The sequence below is a fragment of the Senegalia sp. (in: firmicutes) genome (genome assembly GCF_052088025.1).
GTDB lineage: Bacteria > Bacillota > Clostridia > Tissierellales > SIT17 > Anaeromonas.
The window spans coordinates 12869-26146 of record NZ_JBQCYD010000030.1; the positions used below are offsets into that span (position 1 = coordinate 12869).

14 protein-coding genes are annotated in these 13278 nt (G+C 29.8%); 2 read left to right on the top strand and 12 right to left on the bottom strand.

Features of this window, described 5'->3' with window-relative positions; genetic code table 11:
- The 3 genes from ACTHUW_RS08880 to ACTHUW_RS08890 all read right to left on the bottom strand — a co-directional run.
- On the bottom strand, positions 1-498 hold a 498-nt coding region (locus tag ACTHUW_RS08880), incomplete at its 3' end, for an ABC transporter permease (RefSeq protein WP_442213096.1).
- Positions 485-850, bottom strand: coding sequence for an ATP-binding cassette domain-containing protein (locus ACTHUW_RS08885; RefSeq protein ID WP_442198253.1), 366 nt, complete (start codon positions 848-850; stop codon positions 485-487). The genes ACTHUW_RS08885 and ACTHUW_RS08880, both read right to left, overlap by 14 nt.
- Positions 851-893: 43 nt before the next feature.
- Entirely contained in the window at positions 894-1097 is a 204-nt protein-coding gene (locus ACTHUW_RS08890) for a hypothetical protein (protein WP_442198242.1), read from the bottom strand.
- A 145-nt stretch (positions 1098-1242) separates the two neighbouring features.
- Between ACTHUW_RS08890 and ACTHUW_RS08895 the strand changes: the two genes are divergently transcribed.
- Both ACTHUW_RS08895 and ACTHUW_RS08900 read left to right on the top strand, forming a co-directional pair.
- Entirely contained in the window at positions 1243-1716 is a 474-nt protein-coding gene (locus ACTHUW_RS08895) for a glutathione peroxidase (RefSeq protein WP_442198241.1), read from the top strand.
- A 17-nt stretch (positions 1717-1733) separates the two neighbouring features.
- Positions 1734-2075: a phage holin family protein gene (locus ACTHUW_RS08900; RefSeq protein ID WP_442198240.1), complete on the top strand. Its 342-nt coding sequence runs from the start codon at positions 1734-1736 to the stop codon at positions 2073-2075.
- Positions 2076-2133: 58 nt separating this feature from the next.
- On the opposite strand, the gene ACTHUW_RS08905 is transcribed toward ACTHUW_RS08900, so the two are convergent.
- From ACTHUW_RS08905 to feoB, 9 genes are all read right to left on the bottom strand, one after another.
- Positions 2134-4128: a urocanate hydratase gene (locus tag ACTHUW_RS08905; RefSeq protein WP_442199288.1), complete on the bottom strand. Its 1995-nt coding sequence runs from the start codon at positions 4126-4128 to the stop codon at positions 2134-2136.
- Positions 4119-5669, bottom strand: coding sequence for a histidine ammonia-lyase (hutH, locus tag ACTHUW_RS08910; RefSeq protein WP_442213098.1), 1551 nt, complete (start codon positions 5667-5669; stop codon positions 4119-4121). The genes ACTHUW_RS08905 and hutH overlap by 10 nt, the downstream gene beginning before the upstream one ends.
- Positions 5670-5794: 125 nt before the next feature.
- The gene (locus ACTHUW_RS08915) at positions 5795-6868 is read right to left on the bottom strand and encodes a BMP family lipoprotein (protein WP_442198410.1); all 1074 of its coding nucleotides are present in this window, start codon (positions 6866-6868) and stop codon (positions 5795-5797) included.
- A gap of 112 nt (positions 6869-6980) precedes the next feature.
- Positions 6981-7697, bottom strand: coding sequence for a radical SAM protein (locus ACTHUW_RS08920; protein ID WP_442198411.1), 717 nt, complete (start codon positions 7695-7697; stop codon positions 6981-6983).
- 2 nt (positions 7698-7699) lie between these two features.
- Positions 7700-9223, bottom strand: a complete 1524-nt coding sequence (locus tag ACTHUW_RS08925; RefSeq protein ID WP_442198412.1) for a YjjI family glycine radical enzyme — start codon at positions 9221-9223, stop codon at positions 7700-7702.
- A gap of 61 nt (positions 9224-9284) precedes the next feature.
- Complete coding sequence (ftcD, locus tag ACTHUW_RS08930) at positions 9285-10163, bottom strand: glutamate formimidoyltransferase (protein WP_442198413.1); 879 nt, start codon at positions 10161-10163, stop codon at positions 9285-9287.
- Positions 10164-10311: 148 nt separating this feature from the next.
- Positions 10312-10848, bottom strand: coding sequence for an ECF transporter S component (locus ACTHUW_RS08935; protein ID WP_442199290.1), 537 nt, complete (start codon positions 10846-10848; stop codon positions 10312-10314).
- Between the two features lie 192 nt (positions 10849-11040).
- Positions 11041-11196 carry a FeoB-associated Cys-rich membrane protein gene (locus tag ACTHUW_RS08940; RefSeq protein ID WP_442198415.1) on the bottom strand — a complete coding sequence of 52 codons (156 nt, stop codon included), beginning with the start codon at positions 11194-11196 and terminating at the stop codon, positions 11041-11043.
- Between the two features lies 1 nt (position 11197).
- Positions 11198-13201, bottom strand: a complete 2004-nt coding sequence (gene feoB, locus ACTHUW_RS08945) for a ferrous iron transport protein B (protein ID WP_442198416.1) — start codon at positions 13199-13201, stop codon at positions 11198-11200.
- Positions 13202-13278 lie beyond the last annotated feature (77 nt).

The window sequence follows — 13278 nt, forward strand, 5'->3', positions numbered from 1 at the left end:
TATATTTTTTCCTATAGGATTCTCATCTAAAAATATATCTTTATTAATCTCACTTTCAAGTATTGCTATCTTTGTTTTACTTTCTAAATCTAGATAATTAAAGCCTCTTCCATAATTTATTTTCTCGCTTCCCTCTTCAAAAAATATATTATTTCTTCCCTTAATATTAATATCTTGCATAGTCTCATTATTAGAAGAAATAGACACCTCTTTTGTAATAGTAGGTGAAATACCTTCTATATTATCTAAATCTCTCAATCTATCTAGATCATTATCACTTAATCCTTGTTTTAATGGAGTTCCTGGAGCTTGAATAGTTATTGTATTTGCTCCTAAACTAGATACTTGATTGGTAATTTCATCAGTAGCACCTTGTACTATGGTTATAAGTGATATTATAGAAGCAACACCTATAACTATGCCAAGTATTGTCAAAAATGACCTTACCTTATTACTTTTAATATTATCCCATGACATTTTTATACTATCTTTTATCATAGAATTCACCACTTTCTGTTATATTGCCATCTACTATATTTAGCAATCTATTACCATATTTAGCTATATTCTTATCATGAGTTATCATGATTATTGTTCTACCTTCATCGTTAAGCTCTTTAAATAATTCTAAGATTTTTATTCCAGTTTCTTGATCCAATGCTCCTGTAGGTTCATCTGCTAATAATATTGAAGGTTCAGTTGAAATAGCCCTAGCTATAGCAACTCTTTGTTGCTGACCTCCAGATAATTGTGTTGGTAAATTGTTGATTTTATCTCCCACTTCAATACCTGATTTTATTTCAACATTTACGCCATCAGTTATTCCTAATTCTATTTTCTTTTCTTCTATCTGATTATCTTCTTTAATATTTACATAAGCACTATTGTCATTTTTAAATTCTATAGCACTCAATAGTATCTTTATTTTTAGGTTCAATGCTTCCTGAAAAATTATAATAAGTAGTTATATCTCCTTCTTCTACCTCTATTTCTTCTCCACTTATTTCCTTTTCTCCTGTAAATCTAAAAATCAAAAATATAATTAAAGATATAGTTGCAATCCCTACTCCCCATTTTAAAATACTTTTTTTATTCATTTTTTCAGCCTCCAATTTTAACATCTATTAAATCATTCTACCCTATTTTTAATATTTACAAACAAGCTATATTTTAATTTGGTGGTTTTATATTTTGATATTAGGGGTATAATTTATTTAAGATTAAAATGAAAGGATTGATTTTGTGAATATATATGATATAGAAGTAAATACTATCAATGGAGAAAAAGTAAAACTTGAAAAATTTAAAGAGCATGTGATTTTAATTGTAAATACTGCATCTGAATGAGGTCTTAAAGATCAATTCGGTGAATTGGAAGAATTATACCAAAAATACAAAAGTCAAGGATTTGTAGTATTAGCATTCCCTTGTAATCAATTTAAAAATCAAGAACCTCTTTCAAATGAAGAGATAAAAACAAATTATCCAAATAATTATGGAATTACTTATCCTGTTTTTGAGAAATTAGATGTGAATGGAAAAAATCAACATCAATTATATGAATTCTTGAAGAAAGAACAAGGTGGACTATTAGGTAAAAACATAAAATGGAATTTCACTAAGTTCTTAGTTGATAAAAATGGTAGCGTAGTAGATAGATATGCACCCCAGACTAAGCCAAAAAGCATAGAAAAAGATATTGAAAAATTATTATAATAAAAGGAGAAAATGAAATGAGTATAGGAAAATTAATAATTAAGATAATAGTAGCGGCACTTGTTATAGCAATTACAGCCTTCTTCGTGCCAGGCATGTCAAATGAAGGCGGAGTATGGTCCTTAGTACTTGCTGCAATAGTTATAGGAGTACTTGATTGGTTAATATTAAAATTAACTAAAATTGATGCTTCACCATTTGGTAGAGGAATAGTGGGCTTCATTGTAGCAGCTGTTATTTTGTATATTACAGGTATGATTGTAGATGGATTTACAGTGACAATATTTGGAGCTATAATAGGAGCACTTATACTTGGTATAGTAGATGCATTTATACCAGGTGATAAAAAAGTTATGTAAATTAAAAAAAGTTGAAATGATATCAATGATATCATTTCAACTTTTTTAATATATTTATTTATTGATTTTCTTTTTCAACTAATTTATTTACTAAATCATCATCTGCTAAATTTGGGATAGTTATATGACTACTACCTTCAAATTTTTCATTATATTCTTTACATGTTTCTATTGAGTTTTCATTTCTAGCCCAACTTCTTCTAGCCACTCCTCCCATTACATCCCAAGGAATAGAAGTTCTTAGTATTTCATCTACTCTTTCACTTCCATCTAAAACCATTCCAAAGCCACCATTTATAGATTTACCTATACCAACACCTCCGCCATTATGAAGTGCAACCAAACTCATTCCACGAGCTGCATTTCCAGCAAAGCATTGTGTTGCCATATCAGCCATTATATTACTTCCATCTTTTATATTAGCAGTTTCTCTAAAAGGTGAATCTGTTCCTCCAGTATCATGATGATCACGACCTAGCATTACAGGGCCTATTTCATTGTTTCTTACCATTTCATTGAATTTAAGAGCTATGTCACGACGACCTATTGCATCTTGATATAATATTCTTGCCTCAGTACCTACAACTAAAGCATTTTTTTCTGCATCTTTTATCCACATATAATTATCCCTATCTTGACCGCGTCTGTTAGGATTTATTATATCCATAGCTGCCTTATCAGTCTTAACTAAATCTTCATGTTTCCTACTTAGACATACCCATCTAAATGGCCCATATCCATAATCAAATAGCATAGGACCCATGATATCCTCTACATAAGATGGAAATATGAAGCCTTCTGATTCATCCATACCATTTTTAGCAATAGTTTTATCACCAGCATCAAAAATAGCTTTCATGAAACTATTTCCATAGTCAAAAAAGTAAGTTCCTCTATTAGATAATTCTTGTATTAATTTAAAGTGATGTATTAAAGATTCATCTACCATATTAATGAACTTTTCTTTATTTGTATATAAAAGCTCAGTCCTTGCTTCAAAAGTTAATCCTTTAGGACAATAACCCCCATCATAAGGAGCATGACATGATGTTTGATCCGATAATAAATCTATCTTTATATCATTATCAACTGCATATTCTAATAATTCTATAATATTTCCTTCATATGCATAGGCAATTGATTCTTTGTTTTCAATTGAATTTTCAACATTTTTAAAAAGCATATCTAAATCATCAAATGATTTATCTATCCAACCTTGCTCAAGTCTTGTATTTATTCTAGATTTATCTACTTCAGCTATTATAGAAACTGCATTTGCTATTTTAGCAGCTTTGCCTTGAGCACCACTCATACCACCAAGCCCTGAAGATACAAATAAATATCCCTTTAAATCTTCATCATCAGGTATATTTAATTTTAACCTACCAGCATTTAGTATTGTATTATAGGTACCATGAACTATTCCTTGAGGTCCGATATACATCCAACCACCTGCTGTCATTTGTCCATAATTTGCAACTCCCATAGCTTGAGCTTTTATCCAATTCTTTTGATCATCAAACATACCAATCATTAAAGCATTTGTAATAATTACTCTAGGACTTGTTTTAGAAGATTCAAAAACTCCTAGAGGGTGGCCTGAAGCTACTACAAGGGTTTGTGTATCAGTTAAATTTTCTAAGTACATTTTAATAAGTCTATATTGCATCCAATTTTGAAATACTTGACCTGTTTCTCCATAGGTTACAAGTTCATAAGGATAAAGTGCTACATCAAAATCTAAATTATTATCAATCATTACTTGAAAAGCCTTTCCTTCTATACATTTACCTTTATATTCATCTATAGCTTTGCCATAAATTTTTCCTTGTGGCCTATATCTATAACCATAAATCCTACCATGAGTATAAAGTTCATCTAAAAATTCAGGAGCTAAATCTTCATGTAACTCTTGTGGAATATATCTCAATGCATTTTTAAGGGCTATTTTAATTTCATTTTCTGTCAATGTAAGTTCTCTTGCAGGTGCTCTTCTTATCCCTTCTATAAATTCACACTTATCAGGCAAAATATTTGATAATTTTATTTCCATATTTTTTCCTCCTTATAATAACTTTCCAACTTTTTTTCTATCTCAATTATAAAACTTTCATCTTTAATTATTTCTTCCATTTTTTCAATATCTTCATTCATTATTCTATCTTCTTTTAAGACCGATATCTCACTTCTAACTAAATTATAGGCTACTTCAGATCCATTTCCTAATCCATTATTTCCTCTTAAATCAATAGCTTGAGCCGCTGTTAGTATTTCCATGGCAATAACTTTTCTAGAGTTATTTAATATATCTCTAGCATGCCTAGATGCAATAGTACCCATAGATACATGATCCTCTTGATTAGCAGAAGATGTAATGGAATCAACGCTTGCAGGATGAGCTAATACTTTATTTTCTGATACTAAAGATGCTGCAGAATACTGTACAATCATAAATCCAGAATTGAGTCCCCCTTTTTCAGTTAAAAATGCTGGAAGACCTGAACTTAAAGAAGGATTTACCAATCTTTCCAGTCTTCTTTCAGATATATTAGCAAGCTCAGCTATTCCAATAGAAAGAAAGTCAAAAGTAATAGCCATAGGTTGACCATGAAAATTACCTCCAGATATAACTTGTTCTTCTTCTGTAAATATTAGAGGATTATCTGTAGCTGCATTCATTTCAATTTCTATTTTTTCTTTTGCATATCTAAAACAATCCTTACTAGCACCATGAACTTGTGGTATACATCTTAAAGAATATGCATCTTGAACTCTAATTTCACCTTGTCTTGTAGTCATTTTACTCCCATCTAATAGTGATAAAAGATTTCTACCAGTATCTATTTGTCCTATATGTCCTCTTGCTTTATGGACCTTTTCATCATATGCATCTATTATTCCATTTAATGCTTCATTTGTAAGAGAGGCAGAAATATCAGAAAGTTTACTTAAATTCAGGGCATCATATATTGTAAGGGCTCCAACAGAAGTCATAACTTGAGTTCCATTTATAAGTGCAAGACCTTCTTTAGATGTCAATTCTATAGTATCAATACCCGCCTTATCCATAGCAATTTTACCATCTAATCTTTCACCCTTATACATTGCATACCCTTCACCAAACATCACAAGTACCATATGGCTAAGAGGAGCTAAATCTCCACTTGCTCCTAGCGAGCCTTGCTCAGGTATGATAGGATGTACCCCTTTATTTAGCATTTCCATCAAGGTATTTACAGTAGATAATCTTATCCCAGAATATCCTTTAGAAAGTGCATTTATTCTAAGTAGCATTACTCCTCTTACAACTTCCTCATCAAAACCTTTTCCTACTCCACATGAATGACTTATTATCAAGTTTTTTTGAAGTTTTTTTGTATCTTCTTTAGAAACAATAACATCACTAAACTTTCCAAAGCCTGTGGTAATTCCATACACTACCTTTTCTTCTTCTACATACCTATCTACTAACTCCCTAGATTTATTCATGTTTTTTATAGACTCTTCAGATAATTCTATTTTTTTATTATTTCTTACAACATCAATAAATTGTTCTAAGTTTAAATTTTCTCCATCAATTATTATGTTTTCCATATATATGCCTCCATTACTATATATTTTTCTATAATTCATTTTATCATAAAAATAAAGATATTATAATAAAAATCATCACATTAAAAATAAAAGACCTCAAAATCAAGGTCTTTTACACTTTATTATTATTTATTTTCTTCTTCCCATTTTTTATATGTTTCTTCATTATAAGGGATTTCTATTTCACCATCAATTATCTTTTGTTTTATATCTTCAACTTCTTTTAATATTTCTTCTGATACATTCTTATCAGATGTAGGAGCAATTCCAACGCCTCCATCTTCTAATCCATAAGAAATAGTTTCTCCACCAGGATAATTATCATTCTTTAAAGCTTCTGCTAAATTGTACATAGCTTGGTCTACTCTTTTCATAGCTGAAGTTAATACATTTTCAGGAGCTAGATCACTTTGATCTCTATCTACTCCAATTACCCATTTATCTTGTTCTTTAGCTGCTTCTATAACTCCATCTCCTACTCCACCTGCTGCATGGAATACTATGTCAGCACCATCTTGATACATTGAATTTGCTATAGCTTTTCCTTTTGCTGCATCTGTAAATGATTCAGCATATTGGTTTAATAATTCTGCTTCTTTATTAGCATATTTTACTCCGGCTGCATATCCATAGTCAAAACTATCTATTGCTGCACCCTTTATTCCTCCAATAAAACCAACCTTATTAGTTTCAGTCATCTTACCTGCTATATAACCAACTAAAAATGAACTTTGTTCCGCTTTAAATAATACTCCAACTACATTTTCAGGTGTTTCTTCATATGCAAAATCAATTATAGCATATTTTTGATCTGGATTTTTTTTGGATTCTTCTGCTATTGCATCAGCCATTTTATAACCAACACCAAAGATCAATTCATTTTCTTCATCCAAAAGAGTTTCAAGGTTTGGAGCATAATCAGAATCTTTACTAGATTCCTTATAAGAAACTTTGATTCCAAAATCTTCCTCTACTTTTTCAAGTCCTTCCCATGCAGATTGGTTAAATGATGCATCACTTACACCACCTGTATCAGTTACCATTCCAATTTTAAGGTTACTTTTACTACCTTCAGAACTTTCATTTTCTTTTTCATTATTTTCATTATCAGTATTGTCAGCCCCTGGTGTAGAACATCCCACAAATGCTGTAAATACTAATGATAATATAAGAATTAAAGATAAAATCTTCTTTTTCATTGAATACCTCCTATTATTTTTATATGTTTTTTTAAAATATTTATTTATTATAGCACAATATATATACTAGGTAAATGAAAAAAATACCATCCTGAATTCAGGATGGTATTTTTCATATAACTATAACTTCTTCAAACCCATTTTTCAGTGCCAGCATTTTAAGTTCTTCCATTTCTTCATCATTAGGAACTCTAAAATCCTTATATTCTTCCCTAACACCTATAGGCCTGTATTTAATTAACTTATATTTTATATTATTTTTTTTAATATAGTCTATTAAAAGATTTGCTATACTTTTAATAGTTTCTTTATTAGATAAAAATTCAGGTACTATAACTGTTCTAATTTCATAAAGTTTTCCTACCTTAGCTAGATACTCTGCATTTTTAAGCACCATATCATTATATTTTCCTGTTAGCTTCTTATGTTCTTCCCTATCATAAGCTTTTATATCTAGCATTACACTATCAGTGTATTTCATAAGTTCATTATCTTTAGAAAAATCATGACTTCCATTAGAATCAATCATAGTTGATAAATTATATTTTTTTACTTCTTTAAATAATACTGTGATAAAATCAGCATTTAAGGTACATTCCCCACCTGATACCGTTATACCTCTAATAAAAGATTTATATTTTTTTATTTCAGAAAGTATATCTTCTATGCTCATCATTTTAGTATCATTTGTACTTGCATTTACTATAGTTTCAGGATTATGACAATACATACAATTGAAATTACACCCTTGAAAAAATATAGCCATTCTATTTCCTGGACCATCTACTACACTTGAATTTATTATTTTGCTAATAATGGCTTTTTTCATAGTTATTTTCTTACTTTTCTTTCTAAGATTTTATTGTTCTTTACAGAACCTAAACCTAAGGCTACAGTATCATGTTGAATAGCTTCACCTTTATCCAGTTTTTCCATATCAGATTTTTTAACTAAATATCCAGTAATTCTTATAACATCACTATCTGAAGAATATGTTGAAAAATATCTTAATCCTTCATTAAATGAACCTTTTATAATATCTAATATACTATCTAAATTCCTATTTGCAGTAGAATCAAATGGGAAAATATCTCCTGTTCCTGATGGAAAATATTTATGGAATTTAGATGCTTGCAATAAATGATTAGATAATTCTGGTTCTTCTCCTATTGGTATTCTTGTAGCAGGACTAACATTACTATCAGAATCTAGTCCTACTTGACCATGTAATAAGAAATTACCTTTTGAAAATACACAATAAGGATTTTTATGTCTTTTTACTAGTTTATCTATTAATTCCATTATTTCTATTGCAAGATTATCTGCTTGTTCACTTTCGCCAAATCGACCATCTTTTCCTTCTTTTTCAAGTAATATATTCACACATTCAGCCATACCTACCATACCAAACATACCTGTGAAATTATCTCTGTTTATAAAACTTTCTTTTGATAAAAAATCATGTTCAAAGAATTTACTTTCTTCAACTAAAAATTTAATTCTATTATCCATATAACTAGCCATAAGTTCTATGGATTTTGGAAGTTCATTTTGCATGAAATCTTCCTTAGAATTTGAGTTTTCAGCAACCTTCTTTAAAATTAATCTACTAAGTGTATATGCACCTCCAGCAATCTTAAGTCCATTATAGCAAGATGCAATTGCATAATCTCCATCAAATTCTTTTTTGTACATTTTATCATTTGCAAAGCTAGGTTTTGCACAATTTAAAGCAGTTTTTATGCTTTCTTTTGCAAAATCATCTGAAGTTATATCTTCATTATATTTTAAAGTAATATTTGGAGTAGAGTTTTGAAGTTCTCTTTCTACTTCAAGTATGATTCTTCCTGCTAAAGTATCCTTTGGTCCAATATTAGCATGACAAAAAGAATCTGAAATTGTTCTATCAATATGATTTAAAAAATTCTTTATAGCTTTTTTGGCTTCTTTTTCATCCTCTATAAAAGGATCTAAAAGATAATCTATATTTCCAATATACACTGGAAAATGAGTTACAGATGGAACATGTTTATAGAAAATCAACAATGTATTGATTGCTTGATTTAAATCTGTAGGAGGGTCTAATCTCAGAAACTCACATCCCTCTTTCATAAGTTTTTCATAATCAGGAACTATATATCTTGGTGCATAAGGAGCATCTCCTTCACCTAAATCACAAATTGTACCTTCATCAAATAGCTCATTAAAACCTTCTGGTATTTCTAAGGTATATATAAGATTTTCTGCTTGTTTTGCCAGACTCATCATTTTTTGTTCATGTGTTAAACTTGTACTTTTAACTATATCTAGCATTTCATTTTGTTTTTCTAATAAATTAATGTCTGAGCTTTTCATAATAAAACTCCCTTCAAAATTATATTTATATAATATATATACCCTTATTATATCATATAATTTACATATATATTTGTTCTACTTCAAAGTCATCATTTAATTTAATGTAAAATGATAATAATTCTTTTAAGGCATATGCAGGAACTGGACCTACAAGCTCTGTAGAAACTATATTTATATTATATCTTGAAAGTTCTGATTTAATAGTTTCATAAACTCTATGAATTGGAGTTTCTTCATAATTTGTAAGATTCATTGAAATTTGAACCTGTCTTTTTTCAGGTATATCAAGAGCTATGGCTCTAACATGTTTATATCCACCCTTGGCACCACGAATAGCCTTTACAACCTTTTTTACTGTTTCCTTATCTTCTGTATCTAAATTTATATTAAAGGCAATAAGGGCAAATCTTACACCAGTGACAGTTGCTCCGTATTTAGAGTTAAACTCAAATGGACCTTCATCTGGCATCCAATTTTCATCCTTTAATTTTTCTTCTAATGCCTCGTATTGGCCTTTTCTTATTTTAACTAGACTCTTTCTATCATCCCTTGTACTTGCATCTTCATAATAATATACAGGTACTCCAAGACCCCCTAGATATTTTCCATATTCTTTAGAAATCTCTACAGCTTCTTCTATTGAAACATCCTTTACAGGTATAAATGGTACTACATCTATTGCACCCATTCTTGGATGACTTCCTTTGTGAGTAGCCATATCAATTAATTCAAGTGCCTTTTTAGATAATCTTTTAGTGCCTTCTAAAACTGCTTTAGGCTCTCCCTTATAAGTGAAAACCGTTCTATTATGATCCTTATCAGAATTTTTATCAATAAGTTCTAAATCATTATTTTTCATTAAATCTTCTCTTATCTTTTCAATGTTTTCAAGATTTGTACCTTCACTAATATTAACTTCTGCAAGTAATACCTTCATCTAAACATCTCCTTATAGAATAATTTATTTTAAAATATTTTACTTATTATATTTTTTATTATAGCATATTTTCCAAAAAGAATTTAAATATTAAAGAAAATAAAGAATGTTCAATTATAAATCTTAAGATTTATAATTGAACATTCTTTCATCTATTAATAGCATATTGATTAAAATATTTTGTCTTTTTAAGTGCAACTCCTATTGGTATAAACAATAATGCCCCGCCAAAAACTTGAATTAAATTTGCTGGAATACTTGTAGCTGAAACTATAAAACTACCTTTCATAATTCCACCAGCAATAAAGTATCCAAATACCATCCAAATTCCTCCAACTACTAGAGCTAGACTATTTCTAATATTTATTAATTTTTCACTTTCACCATCTGAAATTAATCCTACTACATATCCCATGATTCCTTTGATTATAAGAGTCGGTATTATCCAGTGAGTATAGCCTAAAAGCAAATCAGCCATAGCAGAACCTATTCCCCCAGCAACTGCACCTTTCTTTCTCCCAAATATTATTGCCGATAGAAATATCATACTATCACCTAAGTGAATATACCCTTCTGTTGAAATAACAGGCACCTTAATCATCATAGTAGCTACAGCTACCAATGCTATTAAAAGTCCTAAAATAGTTAAATCATGAATCTTCTTAGTTTGTAAGTTTTTTTCCACAATTATTACCCCCTTAATGATAAATAAATATTCTTTATATTGATTTTATTTTATCATTAAAGTGTATGGGTGTAAATCCTATTTTAGTTATTTAAATAGAAGTGTATCGGTACAATTCAAAAGTACATAACAAATAAAAATATGCTCCCTAGTGTTTATAAGAAAGGGAACATATTAATATTTAGATTTTATTTATTTATTTGCCTCATAATTACAACTCTTATTATCAGGACCTGCATGTGGACATCCTATGCATTTTGCTCCTCTTTTTTTCTCTTTAACTATTTTAGAAATGGATAAGCCAATAATTGTTAAAATTATTAAAGCCACTATTATATTTATTATCATATTACGATGCCACCTCCTTTAGTTGTAGTTCTGATTTTTGATTTCCTTTTCTAATAAGATACACTACATATCCTATCATTATTGATACAGCAATAGCTCCTGGAATAAATCCACTCCCTAAAGCACCAGTAGTTAAAAATGTACCTATTTGATAAGTAAAGAATGATAAGATATATCCCATTCCAAATTGAAAGCCTATAGCTCCAAAGAGCCATTTTTTATCTTCCATTTCTGCATTCATTGCACCAATTGCAGCAAAGCAGGGTGGTGTAAATAAATTAAATACCAGATATGAAAGAGCGGCTACTGTAGTTAATCCCATAACAGATGCAACACTATCAGCTCCTGCAACAAGTTCAAATTCTTCAGTATCAATAAAATTTGTTATTGAATATACTACAGCTAAGGTACCAACTACATTTTCTTTTGCAATAAAACCTGTTATTGCTGCTGCTGCTAATTGCCATGTTCCAAAACCTAATGGAATAAGAAGTAATGCAAATGGTGATGCAAGAGATGCTAATATACTTGTATCTTGTGCTGACTGTGCAACAACTTGTAATTTCCAATTAAAGGTCTGCATAATTTGTATTGCAGCATTACATAAGAGTATTATAGTACCTGCTTTTATAATAAAAGCTTTTGCACGAGAAAACATTGAAACAGTAGCTCTTTTTATACTTGGAAACCTATATTCTGGTAATTCCATTATAAAAAATGATCTCTTATTTTTTTCACCAGTAATTCTAACTATAATCAAAGCACTTATAATAATTATTATTATTCCCATAAAATACATGGAAGTTCCAACCCAAGCTGCATTTTCAAAAAACACACTAGCAAATAATGCAATAACTGGTAATTTAGCTCCACAAGGCATGAAAGGAGTTAACATTGCTGTTGTTCTTCTTTGTCTTTCATTTTTTATAGTTCTAGTTGCCATTATACCTGGAATAGCACATCCTGTACCTATAACCATAGGTATAATAGATTTACCTGAAAGTCCTACACGTTTAAAGAATCTATCCATAAGTACTGCAACTCTTGCCATATATCCACAATCTTCAAGTAAGGCCAGCAAGAAAAATAATACCATTATAAGAGGTAAAAATCCAACTACAGCCCCTACTCCACCTATAATTCCATCTAGTAGTAATGAACTTAAAATAGGAGAGACATCTTCACTTATCATTCCTTCTACAACTGCATATAATCCATCAATCCAGCCTACTAATGTATCAGCTAGAAATGGTCCTAAATATTCTTGGCTAATAGCAAATACCGCCCACATTATAAGTGCAAAAATCGGTATACCAATCCATTTATGTGCTAAAACCCTATCTATAGAATCCTGAATGGTTTGTTTATTGCTAGTTGCTTTCTTGCTTTCAACTTTTTCAACTATTTTATTTACAAAATTATAACGTTCTTTATCATTATTTTTGACAGATTCAGTATCTTTTAAATTAATATATTTATAATCAAACGGTGGTTTTTGATTTTCACCTTTAACTTTAACAGCTTTAGTGATTAATTTATCTAAATTGTTGTTTTGAGTTTTAGTTGATACTGTTTTTACTACGGGACAACCTAAGTACTTACTTAATTTATCTACATCAATTATAGTATTTTTTTTATCATTTATATCACTTTTATTAAGTGCCACTACTACAGGTATATCTAATTCCATAAGCTGAGTTGTAAAGAACAAACTTCTACTTAAATTAGTTGCATCTACTATGTTAATTATTACATCTGGATTTTCGTTGTTGACAAAATCACGTGTAATAGATTCTTCAGATGTAAATGGTGACATAGAATATGCTCCTGGTAAATCTACTGCTGTAATATCAATACCAGTTTTATTTAAGCTCTTTTTAATATTGCCTTCCTTTTTATCTACTGTAACTCCCGCCCAGTTTCCCACATGTTCAATTCTACCTGTGATAGCGTTAAAAGTAGTAGTCTTTCCACTATTGGGGTTTCCTGTTAATGCTATTTTCATAATTTTCCTCCTAAGCTTTACTTATATAGCTCGTTGCAGAACTCTACAACTCGCATATTTACTACGTTTATTTACAT

Excerpts from the sequence above, each read along its gene's own strand:
- ACTHUW_RS08940 (WP_442198415.1), bottom strand. The coding sequence starts at position 11,196 with ATGATAATAAATATAATAGTGGCTTTAATAATTTTAACAATTATTGGC.
- ACTHUW_RS08915 (WP_442198410.1), bottom strand. The coding sequence starts at position 6,868 with ATGAAAAAGAAGATTTTATCTTTAATTCTTATATTATCATTAGTATTT.
- ACTHUW_RS08890 (WP_442198242.1), bottom strand. The coding sequence starts at position 1,097 with ATGAATAAAAAAAGTATTTTAAAATGGGGAGTAGGGATTGCAACTATA.
- ACTHUW_RS08900 (WP_442198240.1), top strand. The coding sequence starts at position 1,734 with ATGAGTATAGGAAAATTAATAATTAAGATAATAGTAGCGGCACTTGTT.
- ACTHUW_RS08905 (WP_442199288.1), bottom strand. The coding sequence starts at position 4,128 with ATGGAAATAAAATTATCAAATATTTTGCCTGATAAGTGTGAATTTATA.
- ftcD (WP_442198413.1), bottom strand. The coding sequence starts at position 10,163 with ATGAAGGTATTACTTGCAGAAGTTAATATTAGTGAAGGTACAAATCTT.
- ACTHUW_RS08920 (WP_442198411.1), bottom strand. The coding sequence starts at position 7,697 with ATGAAAAAAGCCATTATTAGCAAAATAATAAATTCAAGTGTAGTAGAT.
- hutH (WP_442213098.1), bottom strand. The coding sequence starts at position 5,669 with ATGGAAAACATAATAATTGATGGAGAAAATTTAAACTTAGAACAATTT.
- ACTHUW_RS08925 (WP_442198412.1), bottom strand. The coding sequence starts at position 9,223 with ATGAAAAGCTCAGACATTAATTTATTAGAAAAACAAAATGAAATGCTA.
- feoB (WP_442198416.1), bottom strand. The coding sequence starts at position 13,201 with ATGAAAATAGCATTAACAGGAAACCCCAATAGTGGAAAGACTACTACT.